16 protein-coding genes are annotated in these 14,193 nt (G+C 68.7%); 2 read left to right on the forward strand and 14 right to left on the reverse strand.

Annotated features, from left to right (window positions below; translation table 11 throughout):
* Positions 1–9 precede the first annotated feature (9 nt).
* Positions 10–873, forward strand: coding sequence for a creatininase family protein (locus A1D30_RS15395; RefSeq protein WP_063461609.1), 864 nt, complete (start codon positions 10–12; stop codon positions 871–873).
* 48 nt (positions 874–921) lie between these two features.
* Here the strand turns inward: A1D30_RS15395 and A1D30_RS15400 are convergent, their stop codons facing one another.
* From A1D30_RS15400 to A1D30_RS15465, 14 genes are all read right to left on the reverse strand, one after another.
* Positions 922–1,446, reverse strand: a complete 525-nt coding sequence (locus tag A1D30_RS15400; RefSeq protein ID WP_063461610.1) for a hypothetical protein — start codon at positions 1,444–1,446, stop codon at positions 922–924.
* Between the two features lie 184 nt (positions 1,447–1,630).
* Positions 1,631–2,302 carry a histidine phosphatase family protein gene (locus A1D30_RS15405; RefSeq protein WP_063461611.1) on the reverse strand — a complete coding sequence of 224 codons (672 nt, stop codon included), beginning with the start codon at positions 2,300–2,302 and terminating at the stop codon, positions 1,631–1,633.
* Between the two features lie 108 nt (positions 2,303–2,410).
* Positions 2,411–4,222, reverse strand: coding sequence for a hypothetical protein (locus A1D30_RS15410; RefSeq protein WP_063461612.1), 1,812 nt, complete (start codon positions 4,220–4,222; stop codon positions 2,411–2,413).
* Positions 4,223–4,293: 71 nt separating this feature from the next.
* On the reverse strand, positions 4,294–5,280 hold the full coding sequence (locus A1D30_RS15415; RefSeq protein ID WP_063461613.1) for a threonine dehydratase: 987 nt from the start codon (positions 5,278–5,280) through the stop codon (positions 4,294–4,296).
* Positions 5,277–5,918 carry a LysE family translocator gene (locus A1D30_RS15420; protein ID WP_063461614.1) on the reverse strand — a complete coding sequence of 214 codons (642 nt, stop codon included), beginning with the start codon at positions 5,916–5,918 and terminating at the stop codon, positions 5,277–5,279. The genes A1D30_RS15415 and A1D30_RS15420 overlap by 4 nt, the downstream gene beginning before the upstream one ends.
* 5 nt (positions 5,919–5,923) lie before the next feature.
* A complete protein-coding gene (locus A1D30_RS15425) occupies positions 5,924–6,634 on the reverse strand; it encodes a VOC family protein (protein ID WP_063461615.1) in 711 nt (236 codons plus the stop codon).
* Positions 6,631–7,506: a PhzF family phenazine biosynthesis protein gene (locus tag A1D30_RS15430; RefSeq protein ID WP_063461616.1), complete on the reverse strand. Its 876-nt coding sequence runs from the start codon at positions 7,504–7,506 to the stop codon at positions 6,631–6,633. Before A1D30_RS15430 ends, A1D30_RS15425 begins: the two co-directional genes overlap by 4 nt.
* 172 nt (positions 7,507–7,678) lie before the next feature.
* A complete protein-coding gene (locus A1D30_RS15435; RefSeq protein ID WP_063461617.1) occupies positions 7,679–8,542 on the reverse strand; it encodes a PhzF family phenazine biosynthesis protein in 864 nt (287 codons plus the stop codon).
* 6 nt (positions 8,543–8,548) lie between these two features.
* Positions 8,549–9,175 carry a glutathione S-transferase gene (locus tag A1D30_RS15440; RefSeq protein ID WP_063461618.1) on the reverse strand — a complete coding sequence of 209 codons (627 nt, stop codon included), beginning with the start codon at positions 9,173–9,175 and terminating at the stop codon, positions 8,549–8,551.
* Positions 9,176–9,180: 5 nt separating this feature from the next.
* Complete coding sequence (locus A1D30_RS15445) at positions 9,181–10,386, reverse strand: PLP-dependent aminotransferase family protein (RefSeq protein ID WP_109790963.1); 1,206 nt, start codon at positions 10,384–10,386, stop codon at positions 9,181–9,183.
* On the reverse strand, positions 10,383–10,706 hold the full coding sequence (locus A1D30_RS15450; protein ID WP_063461620.1) for a cupin domain-containing protein: 324 nt from the start codon (positions 10,704–10,706) through the stop codon (positions 10,383–10,385). Before A1D30_RS15450 ends, A1D30_RS15445 begins: the two co-directional genes overlap by 4 nt.
* 9 nt (positions 10,707–10,715) lie before the next feature.
* A complete protein-coding gene (locus tag A1D30_RS15455) occupies positions 10,716–11,045 on the reverse strand; it encodes a DHCW motif cupin fold protein (protein WP_063461621.1) in 330 nt (109 codons plus the stop codon).
* Positions 11,042–11,962 (reverse strand): DMT family transporter, encoded by a 921-nt coding sequence (locus A1D30_RS15460; RefSeq protein WP_063461622.1) that lies wholly within the window; start codon positions 11,960–11,962, stop codon positions 11,042–11,044. The genes A1D30_RS15455 and A1D30_RS15460 overlap by 4 nt, the downstream gene beginning before the upstream one ends.
* On the reverse strand, positions 11,959–12,573 hold the full coding sequence (locus A1D30_RS15465) for a LysE family translocator (protein ID WP_063461623.1): 615 nt from the start codon (positions 12,571–12,573) through the stop codon (positions 11,959–11,961). Before A1D30_RS15465 ends, A1D30_RS15460 begins: the two co-directional genes overlap by 4 nt.
* Positions 12,574–12,710: 137 nt before the next feature.
* On the opposite strand from A1D30_RS15465, the gene A1D30_RS15470 reads away from it, so the two are divergent.
* Positions 12,711–14,192: a PLP-dependent aminotransferase family protein gene (locus tag A1D30_RS15470; protein WP_063461624.1), complete on the forward strand. Its 1,482-nt coding sequence runs from the start codon at positions 12,711–12,713 to the stop codon at positions 14,190–14,192.
* Position 14,193: the final 1 nt, after the last annotated feature.

Consider the following 14,193-nt stretch of genomic DNA (forward strand, 5'->3'; position numbering starts at 1 on the left):
CATCACGCCATGACCGCCGCCCTTGCGCCCCCACCCGCCCGCCCCACCTTGCCCTCGCGTTTCTGGGCCGACCTGTCCACCCGCGACTTTGCCGCGCTGCAAAGCGCGGGCCAGGCCGACCAGGTGGTGGCCGTGTTGCCCGTGGCGGCCATCGAGCAGCATGGCCCGCACCTGCCGCTCTCGGTGGATGCGACGCTGCTGCAGGGCGTGATTGACGCCACGCTGCCCCAACTGCCCGCCGACCTGCCCGTACTCTTTTTGCCCCCGCAGAACGTGGGCCTGAGCCCGGAGCACATCCGCTTCCCCGGCACGCTCACGCTGTCACCCGCCACGGTGATCGCGCTGTGGACCGAGATCGGCGAATGTGTGGCCCGCGCGGGCGTCAAGAAACTGCTGCTGTTCAACGGCCATGGCGGCCAGGTGAGTGTGATGGACATCGTGGCGCGCGAGCTGCGCACGCGCTGCGACCTCATCGTTTACAGCGCCAGCTGGTTCAGCCTGCCGCTGCCCGAGGCGGTGGCGGGGCAATTCAGCGCGCAGGAGCACCGCTTTGGCATCCACGCGGGCGAGATCGAGACATCCATGATGCTGCACCTGGCGCCCGCCACGGTGCACATGGCGCATGCGCAGAACTTCCGCTCCACCTCGCAGGACCGGTCTGAGCGCTACGCCATCCTGGGCAATGGCAAAACCGCCAAACTGGGCTGGCAGATGCAGGACTACCACCCGGCAGGCGCCGTGGGCGATGCCGCCGCCGCCACGGCCGACAAGGGGCAGGCGGTGGTGCAGGCCGCTGCGCAGCAACTGGTGGCGCTGCTGCAGGAGCTGCAGGCGCTGCCGCTCAGCACCTTGCGCGAACATCCCCTGCGCTGAGCGGATCGCCCCTGACAAGGGGCGGGGCCGCAGGCCAGTCAGCCGCAGTCAGTCGTAGTAGAAGCTCCACCGTACCCGGCGGATCGTCCCGGTAGCGACGTGCACCAGAAATTGCACGCAGTTTTCCTTCTCGCAGTACGACAGCCCCTGGACCCCGTCCGGCCCCGGGCCCTCCATCGTGGGGGCGCCCAACACCTGGCGCACCCGCGCGGCGGCCGTGCCCACGCGCAAATCATGGGGCACAGGCCACGATGCCTGAGTGATCTCCAGCCCCACCACCTGCCGGTTGCGCAGCGACATGGACAGGCCCGGGTACTCCACCGCCTGCAGGGTGATCTTGCCGCTGCCATCGGAGCGCTCCATCGTCTGGGGCCTGGATGCCTTGGCAACGCGCCCGGCCGGGCACTGCTGCGGGGCGGGGCGGGCGCCGACGCAGCCCGCCAGCACCGCGTCCATGCCTTTCCAAAGGAGGTTCTGCGCAGCCTTGGACGGAGGCTCGTCCTGCGCGGGTGCAGGAGCGGGCATCCAGAGGACTGCCAGCAGGGCGAGAACGGGTGGGGTGGTGCAGCGCATGGGGTGGCAGTGAGCGGCTCAAAACACCCACCATAGCGCACGGTGGGGCCACGCTACCAGCCGCCACGGCACCGGCGGCGACCCGTTCAGGCGGTGGCTGCACAGTGAATGGCTAGTTTGCTATTAAAAACATAGCTATAAACGCTTATCCATAGCGCGGCAACGGCCAAAAAAGCTCAAAACTTCAGGCGTGTGTCACCCAATTCGCATGCTCCACCTCGTTCAGGTGCGGCAGCGTGTTGAAGGTCTGCAGCATCAGCCGTTTGGGCGAGATGGAGAACTCGGTCACTGCGCTGTTGCGGATGCGCATGTTCAGCGCAATTGTCACCTCGGGCGCGGTGCCCAGCACCTCGCCCACGGCGGTGGAGATGGGGCCGCCGCTGCTCACCAGCAACACGTTCTGGCCCGCGTGGTGGTGGCGCACATGGTCGAGCGCGCTGCGCACACCGGCGGAAAACTCGTTCCAGCTGGGCATGCCCTGGGGGCTGATGACACCGGCCATCCATTGCGCCAGCGCGTCGCACAGGATGCGAAAGTGCGCGCGGTAGCGCTCGGGTGTGTCGGCGGGGCCCAGCGGCTGGGGGTGGATGGCGGCGATCAGCGCGTGGCTGTCGTATTCATTGAGGCCGGGCAGGCGCAAAGCCTCGGGGGCGGAGCCCAGGCCTTCCACGATGCCGCCCAACGTCTGCACATGGCGCTGCAGCGTGCCGGTGATCACGGCGTCAAAGCGCTGGCCGCGTTCGCGCCAGAACTGACCCAGCCGCACCGCCTGCTGGTGGCCGACGGGGCTGAGCTGGTCGTAGTTTTCTGCGCCAAACGAGGCCTGGCCATGGCGCACGAGGTAGAGGGTTCCCATGCGCCGGATTGTGATGAACCCGGCGCAGCACGCTTGTCGCTAGTGCGACCGGTGCTATCAATTTGGGAGTTTTTGATGTTGCGCTGCAGCAGCGGAACGGTGTCCGGCTCAGAGCAGCGTCGTCAGCCACGCCGACAGTCCGCGCAGCACCAGCAGCCCCACCATCAGCCAGGCCAGCAGCGCACACAGGGCGCCGAACCCGATCACGATGGCGCGCCCCTGCCAGCCGCCATGTTTCCACCAGTGGCCCAGCAGCCCGGCGCTCCAGGGGCTGTTGTGCATTTGCATCTGGGGCAGGCGGTGGATGAAGTCGCGGCGCAGCAGTGCTTCGTCAAACAGGGCTTCGCCGTTGAGGCGCAGTGGCACCACCCCCAGGCCGATCAGCAGCTGCTGGCGCGTGCAGGTGACCTGGTGCGCCGGGGCCTGGTAGCGCTTGTTGCCCACCCGGGCCTGCACCTGCTGGCCATCGGTGCCGATGCGGATGGTTTCCAGCGCCTTCAGCCTGCGCCACAGAACCAGGGGCAGGATCATCGGCACCAGGGCCAGCACTGCCAGGCCATACGGCAGCCACACCGGGCAGGCGGTGCCGGGGGCGCAGTCGTGCTGGTAGAACATGGGCCATATCCAGTACAGCAGGGCGCCCATGACCAAAAGCGCCAGGGCGCTGGTGGCCAGCAGCAGGCGCCGCCGCGTGCGGGTACTGCCAGGCAGCGCCTTGACCATGGTCACCCGGCCGGGCGGGATGGGGGTGGCGGCGCCTGCGAAAGCGGCGGCCGCAGCCTCTTTGGCTGCGGTGGTTGTCACGGGCGCAGGGCCCGTCTCGTCCTGCGGGCTGTCCTCGGGGTCGGCCCGCCATGCGGCGCCGCGCAGCTGCCGCAGCTCGCCCGCCTTCCAGGCCAGCCACAGGGCCACCAGCATCAGCACGGCCACGCTGCCCAGCAGCAGCGCGGGCATGCGCCGCGACCAGCTGGCCTGGTTGCGCGCCGTCGTCAGTTCAGCCTGGAAGGCCGCGTCACCAAACGGCCCCAGCACGCGGCCATGCAGGTCCAGCCTGCGCACCAGGAAGTTGCTCATGTCGGTGAGCAGCATGTGCTGCTGGAACAGCGCAATCGCGTTCGGGTCCTGCTTGGGGGCCAGGGGGATCACCCGCTCGGGCTGCAGCTGCGGGCCCATCATGAGCAGGTCGGCGTTCTGCATGTCCACGCTGGCCACCAGCACCCACAGCTGCCCGCGCGGGTCCTGTGCCATGGCAAACGGAAACGCGCGCCCGGGCCGCAGGTCGGGGTGGGCGATGGGGTGCTGCTGCCGCACGGTCTTGCCGTCCGGGCCGGTGCGCAGCTGCACGATCTGGTGGCGGTTGGTGTTGGCCACCCACAGGGCGTCGCCCACCTGCAGGGTCTGGTTGGGGAAGCGCATGCCCTGCGCCTCGGTGCGCGCCAGCGTGTAGCGCGCGGTGATGGGGTCGCGCCGGTACACCAGCACGCGGTGCTCCGAGGCATCGGAGACGGTGATTTCCGACTCGTCCGCACTCACCCGCACCCAGCGGTAGCCCCGGCGGGTGTCCAGCCCCGCCAGCTCCACCGGCAGGCATTGGCGCTGCTGCAGGTCGCAGCGGACCACGCGGCTTTCGTCGTGCACCCAGGCCACCTGCTCTTGCGTGAACTGCAGGCTGGTGGGGCTGTCGGAAATCTTCAACTCGCGCAGGGGGATCTGCTGCAGCCGCTGGCCTGCGGCGTCGAACTGGTGGAGGGCGCCATGGCTTTCGAGCCAGAGCGTTTCTCCCTGCACGGCGGGCAGGCGGGGCCCGAAGAGGCCGGGGGCAGACAGCCCCCGGTAGATGAACGCGAGAATCAGCAGGCACTGCAACGCGATGACTGCGCACAGGCCCCAGCGGTAGCCGGACGGTGCTTGGCTTGCCATGGACACTCCCTCTCTTTTTATGTCACGCCACCGTGGTGGTGGCCGTGCGAGGGGCATTGTCCAGCAGACTGTCAGTGCTTGGCGAGCGTATTGGCAAACATCGGGGCATCCACGTTGCCGCCCGTCAACGCCAGGCCCACGTTCTGGCCCTGCAGGGCATCGCGCTCCTGCAGCGCCGCCGCCAGGGCCGCAGCGCCCGCACCCTCGGCCACGTTGTGGGTGTCGGTAAAGATGGCGCGCATGGCGGCGGCCACCTCATCGTCGCTCACCTGCACGATGTGGTCGATGTGCGGGGCCATCACGGCCAGCGCCTCGGCGTCGGCCACGCGGCAGGCCATGCCGTCGGCGAGCTGGGTGGTGACGGGTGCCTCCACCACATGGCCAGCGGCCAGCGAATCGGCATAGGTGGTAGCGTGGCTGCTGACCACGCCGACCACGCGCACGGGGTGCTGCAGCGCCAGCTTGGCGGCGATGGCCGAGCACGCGCCCGAGCCCTGTCCGATGGGCACGTACACCACATCCAGCTGCGGCACGGCGCGCAAAAACTCCCACCAGTAGGTCGCCACGCCACGCAGCAGGCCGGGGTGGAAGCTGGGCACCATGTGCGCGCCGCGCTGGGCAGCCAATTGCATGGCGTGTTCGCGCGCTTCCTGAAAGTCGTCGCCATGTTCGATGAGCGTGACACCCAGGGCGCGCATGGCCGCGTTCTTCTCCAGCGAGTTGCCACGTGGCACGACGATGGTGCAGGCCACGCCGTGGCGGCGCGCGGCCCAGCCCATGCTCTGGCCATGGTTGCCGCGTGTGGCGCTGATGACCTCTTGGGGCAGTGCGCCGCGTTGCGCAAGCTGGTCGAAGTAGGTCAGGCCGCCGCGAATCTTGAAGGCGCCCACGGGCGTGTGGTTCTCGTGCTTGAGCCAGCAGTCGGTGCCCAGGCGCTGGCTGAGCAGCGCCCAGCGGTACTGGGGCGTGGCGGCAAAGTCGCGGTAGACGACCTGGGCGGCGGCTTCGATGTCGGCCAGGGTGGGCAGCAGGGTGGTGGGGTCGAGGCGGGTGTTCATGCGGCGGCTTTCTTTTCGGTGAGGAGGCGCAGGGCGAGCAGGCCCAGCACGGTGCCCATGAAGTAGCGCTGGGCGCGCATCCATGCGGCGTTGCGGTTGAGGAACAGGGCCACGCGGGCGGCGCCCAGCACCAGCAGCGCGTTCACGGCGGCGCTGGTGCTGATCTGCACCGCGCCCAGCGTCAGGCTTTGTTGCAGCAGCTGGCCGCGCTCGGGGTGCAGAAACTGCGGGAAGAACGACAGGTAGAACATGGCCACCTTCGGGTTCAAGAGGTTGGTCATGAAGCCCATGAGGAACAGCGTGCGCGGGCTGTCGTGCGGCAGGTTGCGGGCCTCGAAGGGCGCGGCGCCACCGGGTTTGACGACCTGCCAGGCCATCCACAGCAGGTAAGCGGCCCCGGCGTAGCGGATGGCATCAAACGCCAGCGGCACGGCGGCCAGCAGCGCGGTGAGGCCCAGGGCCGCCGCCAGCAGGTGCACGACAAAACCCAGCACCACGCCGGTCAGCGAGATGAGCCCTGCGCGCGGCCCTTGGGTGAGGCTGCGCGAGACGCAGTACACCATGTTGGGGCCGGGCGTGAGCACCAGCACCAGGGCGGCGAGGGCAAAGAGGAGCAGTTCTTGTGGTGAAAACAGCATGGTGTTTACTCCGGTGTGCGTGAGGCCAGGGTGACCGGGCCGAGGGGGGTGATGAGTTGTGCGGTGAGGTTGGGGGCATCGCGCGCCGCAATGACCACGTGGCCCGCCGTGCCGATGGCCTGGCACGCGGCCTGCAACGTGGCGGCCTGCGGGTGCTGCAGCGTGAGCCGCTGCAACTGCACGCCACTCGCGGGCAGGCTGTCGCAGGGGTGCACGGGGCCCCACTGGATGAGGGTGGGCAGGCAGCCGTCCATCAGGCGCAGGCCGTCGCTGCGCACCGTGATCTGCCACTGCAGCAGGCCGTTCGGCGTGGGGCGGCTGGCGGTGATCACGGCGCCGCGCTCCACGTCCAGCGCCGCCAGGGCGGTGCAGCGCTCGGCCACATCGGGCACGCTGGCCACCCAGTGGATGAGCTGCGGCCCGTGCTGCACCACTTGCTGCTGCAGGGCCGCATCATCCATGTCAAACCAGCGCCTTGCGCCTGCTGGTATTGCGGGAGTAGCTATTGAATTTATAGCGATTATCTCCAGGTAGGCGCGCGGGTGCGCGGGCCCGGAGATGTTGAAGATGCGGTTGTGTGTGCCCATCAGCGGGTGTTCGCCGCCTGCGGTGGGGGTCACACCCAGCGTGCGTTCGCACCAGGCCAGGCCGCTGGCCAGGTCGGCCGCGAGCACCACCAGGTGGTCCACGCAGGGGGCGTTGGCGATGGTCGTCACAACAGCACCTCGCCCGCCATGCAGGTGACGCTGCTGCCGCCGACCCAGAGGGTGTCGCCGTCCTGCTCCACGTACACGCGCCCCGCGCGGCCCAGGCAGGTGCCCTGGCTGGCCACGTACTGCGTGGGGGCGAGGCCTGCGCCAATGAGCCACTGCGCCAGCGCGGCGTTCAGGCTGCCGGTCACGGGGTCTTCGGCCAGGCCGTTGTTGCCGGGGAAAAAGGCGCGCACTTCAAACGCAATGCCATCGGTATCGGTGCTGCCGATGACACCGACCTTGCCACGCGGGCCCACTACGCCCACGTCCAGCTGGCCGAGGATGCTGGCGTCGGGTTGGAGCGCCAGCACCTGCTCGCTGCTCGCCAGCATCACGCCGCGCCAGTTCGGGCCGTTGTCGCACCAGGCGTGGTGCAGGATGTCGCTGCGTGCCACGCCCAGGCCGCGTGCAATCAGCGCCACATCGTCTTCGGCCAGTGGGCCGCTCTTGATCAGGGGCGGCGCGGCAAAGGCCAGGCGCTCGCCGTCCTGGCGCAGCGGGACCAGGCCCACGCCACATTCCTGCACCACCTGGCCTGCCACCTGCGGCTGGCCGCCTGCCTTCAGCCAGGCGTGGCAGCTGCCCAGGGTGGGGTGGCCGGCGAACGGAAACTCGCGCCCCGGGCTGAAGATGCGCACGCGGTAGTCGGCTCCGGCCGCGCGGCCTTCCGGGGTGGGGGGCAGCAGGAAGGTGGCTTCGGACAGGTTGGTCCAGTTGGTGAACTCCTGCATGGCTTCGGTGCTGAGGCCGGAGCCGTCCAGCACCACGGCCAGGGGGTTGCCACGGTAGGGCGTGGCGGTGAAAACATCGACTTGCTGGAAGGGGCGTTGGTGCATGGTGGTCAGGTCCTTGGAAACAAAAAAGCAGTGAAGTGGGGTGGGCCGGGCACGCCGGGGGCTCACCGGGTGTGCATTTCCGGTGGAGAAGAGTTGGTGGTGGCCCGGCCCGCGTTGCGCGCGGGGTCCAGATCGAATCAGCCGCTGGGGCGTGGGGCAGGGCGGCGCGGGCTCATAGCAGCACCGTGCCTTCGATGCAGGTGACGGCGCGGCCGCCCACCCACAGCTGGTGGTCGTCGTCCTGGCGGATGTGCACGCGGCCCGCGCGGCCCAGGCATTCGCCCTGGGCCACCAGGTAGCTGCGGGGGGCCAGGCCGTCGGCAATCAGCCATTCGGCCAGGCTGGCGTTGAGGGTGCCCGTCACCGGGTCTTCGGGGTTGCCCATGGGCGCGGCAAACGCGCGCACCACGGCACCCGGCTGGCTGGTGTTGCTGGCCGTGGGGCTGACATGGATCACGCCCACGTCCTGGCCCAGGTCCTTGAGGCGCGCATGGTCGGGCTGCAGGCCCAGCACGGTGTCGGCGCTGTCCAGCAGCAGGCCCAGCCACACGGGGCCGTTGTCGAGCAGCTGCGCGCCCAGAATCTGCTGCGGGCGCAGGCCCAGGGCGCTCGCGATCAGCGGCACCAGAGCGGGGCTGGGGGCGCTGCGCTTGAGCGGCGGCGCGGCAAAGGCCAGGGTGCCGTCGGCATGTGCAATGCGCACCAGGCCCAGCGCACATTCCTGGATCACCATGCCCCCTTGGCGGGGGGCGTTGCCCGCCTGCAGCCAGGCGTGGCAGGTGCCCAGCGTGGGGTGGCCTGCAAAAGGCAGCTCGCCATTGGGGCTGAAGATGCGCAGGCGGTAGTCGGCCCCGGCCGCGCGCCCTGCGTCGGTGGGCGGCATCAGGAAGGTGGTTTCCGACAGGTTGGTCCAGGCGGCAAAGCGGCGCATGTCGCTGTCGCTGAGGCCATCGGCATCGAGCACCACGGCCACGGGGTTGCCGTAACCGGGGCGGTCGCTGAAGACGTCGATCTGCTTGAAGGGGCGCTGGTGCATGGCTGCTTAGGAAAGGGGCTGGTCCAGTACGCCCCGGGCGCCGGGGCGGGTGCTGACCATGTTGTACCACCGCTCCAGGTGCGGCCGTGCGGGGCGCACCTGGGGCAGGCCCCACCAGCGGTGGATTTCGCAGCCCACCGGGATGTCGGCCATGGTGAAGCGCTCGCCCGCCAAAAAGGGCTGGCGCGCCAGGTGCGCGTCCAGCATCGCCATCAGCGGCTCGGTCAGGGCGACCGACGCGGCGATGAGCGCGTCATTGCGCTGCGCGGCAGGCGTGCGGACCCACTGCAGGAACGCATCGCGCCCGGCGGGGTTCAGCGTGGTCTGCTGCCAGTCCATCCACTGCTCGGCGGCAAAACGCGTGGGCAGGTCTTCGGGGTAGAGGTTGCCCAGCGAATGCCGGGCGCACAGGTAGCGCACGATGGGGTTGGACTCCCACAGCGTCACGCCCGTGTCTTCATCCTCGATCAGCGGCACCAGGCCGTTGGGGTTGAGGCCCAGGAAGCGCGCCTCGCGCACGATGCCGTACTGGCCGCCCGCGTCGGTGCGCTGCAGCGTGATGCCCAGCTCCTGCGCGGCCCAGACGACCTTGCGCACGTTGATGGACGACAGGCGACCCCAGAGCCTCAGCATGCCTGTCAGCCCTTGTGGCTGCGAATGGCTGCAGCCAGCGCGGCGATGCCGGTGGCGATCTGCTCGACCGTCGAAGTGACGAACGACAGGCGCAGCGTGCGCGGGTCGGCGTTGTCGGCATAGAAGGCCGCGCCGGGCACGAAGGCCACGTTGCGTTCCACGGCCTGGGGCAGCAGCTCGATCGCGCTCATGCCTTCGGGCAGGCGCACCCACAGGAACATGCCGCCGTCGGGGCGGTTCCACTCGACGCCCAGGCCCGCCATTTCTTGGGTCAATGCGGCCAGCATGGCTTCGCACTGCTGCTTGTACAGCGCGCGGATGGTGGGCACGTGGCGGTCCAGGAAGTTGCCCTTCATCACCTCGGCCACCAGGCGCTGGTTGTAGCCGGGGGTGTGCAGGTCGGCGGCCTGCTTGGCCTGCAGCAGCTTGGGGTACACGGCCTTGGGGGCCACCACGAAGCCCAGGCGCAGGCCGGGGGCCAGCACCTTGGAGAACGAGCCCATGTAGATGCAGCCTTCGGGGTTGCGGGCCGTGAGCGGTGCGGGCGGCGGGTTGTCAAACCACAGGTCGCCGTAGGGGTTGTCTTCCACCAGCGGCAGGTTCAGCTCGGCAGCGGCCTTCACCAGCGCGGCACGGCGGGCTTCGGTCATGGTGCGGCCCGTGGGGTTCTGGAAGTTGGGCAGCACGTACAGGAACCGTGCCTTGTCGGCGCCCGTGCCCACCTTGGCTTTCAGGTCGTCGATGAGCACACCTTCGTCGTCGCTGGCCACGGCCACCACGCTGGGTTCCATGGGGGTGAAGGCCTGCAGCGCGCCCAGGTAAGTGGGGGTTTCGACCAGCACGCGGCTGTTTTCGTCGATGAGCACCTTGGCGATCAGGTCCAGCGCCTGCTGCGAGCCGGTGGTGATCAGGATCTGGTCGGCATCCACATCCCAGGGCAGGAAGTCGGCAATCGCCTGGCGCAGCGGGGCGTAGCCTTCGCTCGCGGCGTACTGCAGGGCGGCGGGGCCGTCGTTGGCCAGCACGGCGGCCGAGGCGGCGGCGAAGGCCGACACGGGGAAGGTCTTGGGCGAGGGCAGGCCGCCCGCCAGGCTGATGATGCCGGGCTTTTCGGTGACCTTGAGGATTTCGCGGATGACCGAGGGGTTCATGCGCTCGGCACGGCGTGCCAGGGTCCAGGTGCTGTTCTGTGGAAGGTCGTTCAGTTTCACTCTCGTTCTCCTCCGGGTGGTCCCCAAAAGACCACCCACGTTACAAAATCGTCCGAAAAATGCTCAAAGCGGTGCACTTGCCCCGCTGGTACAAAAAAAGCGTCCCCCGCCTGAAAGCGGTGACGGGTGTCGCCCTGCACAAACTCGCCCTGGCCGCTCTGGACAAAATACAGCTCGTCCTGCGCATGGGGCTGCTGCGGGTCCTGGCCGCGCGGCGCATACAGCTCGGTGCGCATGCTGCCATGCGCCATCAGCGCTGCAAAGCGTTCGCCGTTCGGGCCGGGCAACTGCCGCAGTCCATGTCCCACAGAGGTGTGCATGGTGTTCCTTCAGTCCACCACAAACAGGGTGGTGCCCTGTGGTGCTGTGGACCGGTGTGGTTCCGCATTGTCCGCCACCTGGTAGCTCATGCCTGCCGTCAGGGTGAACTGGCGGCCGTCCTGCAGCTCGGTGTGCAGTTCGCCGCTCAGGCACAGCAGCACATGGCCTTTGACGCACCAGTGGTCGGACACATAGCCGGGGGTGTACTCGACCATGCGCACGCGCACATCGCCAAACTGCTGGGTGCGCCAGAACGCCTGGCCTGCCTGCGCGCTTTTTTCTTCGCGCGGCACGGCGGCCCAGTCGGTGGTGGCAAAGGGGATGTCGCTCATCTTCATGTGGCGGGTCTTTCTGCGGTGTGAACAGGCATGCGTTTGCCCACGAACACCGTGGCAATCACGGCCACGGCAAACACCAGGGTGACGGCATCCAGGTGCTCGCCCAGCAGCGGCACCGCAAACAGCAGGCTCAGGAAGGGCTGCACCAGCTGTATCTGGCTGACCCGCACGGCGCCCAGCGCCAGGGCGCGGTACCACGCGAAGAAGCCGATCCACATCGAGAACAGGGCCACGTAGAGGAAGCCCACCCAGCTCATGGCGCCAATGCTGGAAGGGATCGCCGGGGCAAACCACCAGGCCACGGGCAGGGTGAGCGGCAGGCTACACACCAGCACCCAGCAGATGACCTGCTCGGCCCCCAGGCGGGGCGTGAGGCGGGCGCCGCCGATGTAGCCCAGGGCGCCCGTGGTCATGGCGATCAGCAGGTAGATGTTGGCCGCACCCAGGTACAGGCCACCCGCACGCCACACCATGAAACCCAGCACCAGCCCGCTGCCCAGCACCGCGCAGGCCCAGAAGCCTGCCGAGGGCCGCTGCCGGTACCACAGCGCGCCGAGCAAAGCGGTGGACAGCGGCAGCAGGGCGGTGACCACGGCACCGTGGGTGCTGGGCACATGGCGCAATGCCAGCGCCAGGAACAGCGGGAAGCCCACGATCACCCCAAAGGCCGTGATGCCCAGCAGGGGCCATTCGGCCCGCGTGGGCCGGTTCAGGCGCCCTTGTGCGTGCTGCCACAGCAGGTAGCCGATGGACAGCAGCCCGGCCACGGCGGCCCGCCCGAAGGTGACAAACCAGGGGGACAGCTGCGGCGCGTCGGTGGAGCCCACCGCCAGCCGTGTCATGGGCAGGGTGGCGGCAAACAGCGTGACGCCGACCAGGCCCCAGAGCAGGGCTTCTTTTTCCTGTGAGCGGTTCATAGGGTGAGCATCCAGGTTGCAGTGAGCACCAGCACGAGTGCCAGCGCGCGGTTGAACCACAGCAGGCGTGCGCCTTGCGCCAGCCACTGGCGCAACAGCGAGCCGACCAGCGCGTAGACGAAGTTGCTGGTGAAGGCAAACACCATCATCACGCCGCAGATGATGGCCAGGCGCTCGCCCGGGTTGGCAGCGGGCTGCCCGGCGGCATTGACCACCCAGCCCGCGCTGAGCGTGAGTGCCAGCATCCAGGCCTTGATGTTCACGAACTGCAGGCCCACGCCCTGCCAGAAGGTCACGTTGAGGCGGTTGCTGTCCACTTCGGTCAGCTGCCCGGCGCGGCTGAGCTTGAAAGCCAGCCACAGCATGTAGGCCACGCCCAGCAACGTGACGGCCCAGCGCAGCGCAGGCACGCCGGTGATGAGCGCCCCCAGGCCCAGGCCGCTGCCCAGCATGAGCAATGTCCAGCCAGCGGGCACGGCCAGGCAAAAGCGCAGCGCGCGCTTGAGGCCCAGGTTGGCCGCCAGTGCGGTGGACAAGGTGGTGTTGGGCCCCGGCGAAAAGCTCATGGCGGTGCAAAACAGCAGCAGGGCAGTGAGTTCGGCGGCGCTCATGGGGATTTGCAGGGGGTTCTTGTCGGTGGTGTGGGTTCAATGTAATCTTGCGAACCAATACATCACCAGTACAGTCATTCAGCGCAGTGCTGAATCTGTATTGGTTGCGAAGACAGTACACCGCCCGGGGCCTTGCCATGCTGATGAAATCATCCACCCAGTCGCTCACCGAGCAGTTGTCGGCCCGGATCTCCGAGCGCATCCGCAACCGCCTGCTGGCGCCGGGCGCGCGCCTGCCATCGGTGCGCCAGTGCGCGCAGCAGAACGGGGTGAGCCCGTCCACCGTGGTGGCGGCCTACGACCAGCTGCTGGCCCAGGGGCTGGTGGAGGCGCGCAAGAACCGGGGCTTTTTTGTGCGCGAAAGTGGCCGCGCGGCCAGCGCGACCGAAGACGATGGCGCCCCTCCCGTGGACCCGGCGCTGGAGAGCGCCGCTGCCAACTGGAGCACGGCCCACTGGTTTGCCGCGCGGGCCGCAGGGCGCCGCGGGGTGTCACCCGTCAATGCCACGGCGCTGATCCGCGGCATGTTCCACAAGGTCAGCGACAAGCCGCAGCCCGGCATGGGCGTGTTTCCGCCGGACTGGCTGGAGTCCACCTTCATGCCTGCGGCCGTGCGCAAGGTGACCAGTTCGCGCAGCCTGCAGGATTTTTCGCTGCAGTACGGCGAACCGCTGGGCGATGCGGGCCTGCGCCGCCTGCTGGCCAAGAAGCTGGCCACGCTCAATGTGCACACCGCGCCCGAACACATCATCACCACCGTGGGGGCCACGCATGCACTCGACATCGTGAGCCGTACCCTGCTGCGCCCGGGCGACCCGGTGATGGTGGAGGAGCCCGGCTGGGCCGTGGAGTTTGCGCGCCTGGCCGCCCTGGGCATGCACATCCTGCCCGTGCCGCGCCGCGCCGACGGGCCGGACCTGGAGGTGATGGCCAAATACTGCGAGGTGCACAAGCCCAAGCTGTATGTGAGCGTGAGCGTGTTCCACAACCCCACGGGCTACTGCCTCACGCCGGGCAGCGCGCACCGGATTCTGCAACTGGCCAACCAGCACAACTTCCATGTGGTGGAGGACGACACCTACAGCCACATCGCGCCCGAGCACGCCACGCGCCTCACCGCGCTCGATGGCCTGCAGCGCACCATCTACGTGAGCGGCTTTGCCAAGATCCTCGCGCCCAACTGGCGCATCGGCTACCTGGCCGCGCCGCCCACGCTGGTGGAGCAGTTGCTCGACACCAAGCTGCTGGCCACACTCACCACCCCTGCGCTGCTCGAAAAGGCCCTGGCCCTGTGCATCGAGCAAGGCCAGCTGCGCCGCCACTCCGAGCGCATCCGCACCCGGCTGGATGCGGCGCGTGCGCGCAGCGTGAAGCTGGCGCTCAGCGCAGGCTGCAGCTTTGCGGCCGAGCCGGTGGGCCTGTTTGGCTGGGTGGAGACGGGGGTGGACACCGACGCCCTGTCACAGCGCATGCTGGACGAGGGCTACCTGCTCGCGCCCGGCGCTTTGTTCCATGCAGAGCGCAAGCCCAGCACGCTCATGCGCATCAACTTTGCGACCACGCAGGATGCGGCGTTCTGGCGCATCTTTGAGCGCGTGCGGGCTGAGAAGGGGCGGTGAG

The organism is Acidovorax sp. GW101-3H11 (assembly GCF_001633105.1).
Classification (GTDB): domain Bacteria; phylum Pseudomonadota; class Gammaproteobacteria; order Burkholderiales; family Burkholderiaceae_C; genus Acidovorax.

Bases quoted from the DNA above. Each gene is read 5' to 3' on its own strand.
- A1D30_RS15460 (WP_063461622.1), bottom strand. From the start codon at position 11,962: ATGAACCGCTCACAGGAAAAAGAAGCCCTGCTCTGGGGCCTGGTCGGC.
- A1D30_RS15465 (WP_063461623.1), bottom strand. From the start codon at position 12,573: ATGAGCGCCGCCGAACTCACTGCCCTGCTGCTGTTTTGCACCGCCATG.
- A1D30_RS15440 (WP_063461618.1), bottom strand. From the start codon at position 9,175: ATGCTGAGGCTCTGGGGTCGCCTGTCGTCCATCAACGTGCGCAAGGTC.
- A1D30_RS15400 (WP_063461610.1), bottom strand. From the start codon at position 1,446: ATGCGCTGCACCACCCCACCCGTTCTCGCCCTGCTGGCAGTCCTCTGG.
- A1D30_RS15415 (WP_063461613.1), bottom strand. From the start codon at position 5,280: ATGAACACCCGCCTCGACCCCACCACCCTGCTGCCCACCCTGGCCGAC.
- A1D30_RS15410 (WP_063461612.1), bottom strand. From the start codon at position 4,222: ATGGCAAGCCAAGCACCGTCCGGCTACCGCTGGGGCCTGTGCGCAGTC.
- A1D30_RS15435 (WP_063461617.1), bottom strand. From the start codon at position 8,542: ATGCACCAGCGCCCCTTCAAGCAGATCGACGTCTTCAGCGACCGCCCC.
- A1D30_RS15470 (WP_063461624.1), top strand. From the start codon at position 12,711: ATGCTGATGAAATCATCCACCCAGTCGCTCACCGAGCAGTTGTCGGCC.
- A1D30_RS15430 (WP_063461616.1), bottom strand. From the start codon at position 7,506: ATGCACCAACGCCCCTTCCAGCAAGTCGATGTTTTCACCGCCACGCCC.
- A1D30_RS15395 (WP_063461609.1), top strand. From the start codon at position 10: ATGACCGCCGCCCTTGCGCCCCCACCCGCCCGCCCCACCTTGCCCTCG.
- A1D30_RS15455 (WP_063461621.1), bottom strand. From the start codon at position 11,045: ATGAAGATGAGCGACATCCCCTTTGCCACCACCGACTGGGCCGCCGTG.
- A1D30_RS15450 (WP_063461620.1), bottom strand. From the start codon at position 10,706: ATGCACACCTCTGTGGGACATGGACTGCGGCAGTTGCCCGGCCCGAAC.
- A1D30_RS15405 (WP_063461611.1), bottom strand. From the start codon at position 2,302: ATGGGAACCCTCTACCTCGTGCGCCATGGCCAGGCCTCGTTTGGCGCA.
- A1D30_RS15420 (WP_063461614.1), bottom strand. From the start codon at position 5,918: ATGCTGTTTTCACCACAAGAACTGCTCCTCTTTGCCCTCGCCGCCCTG.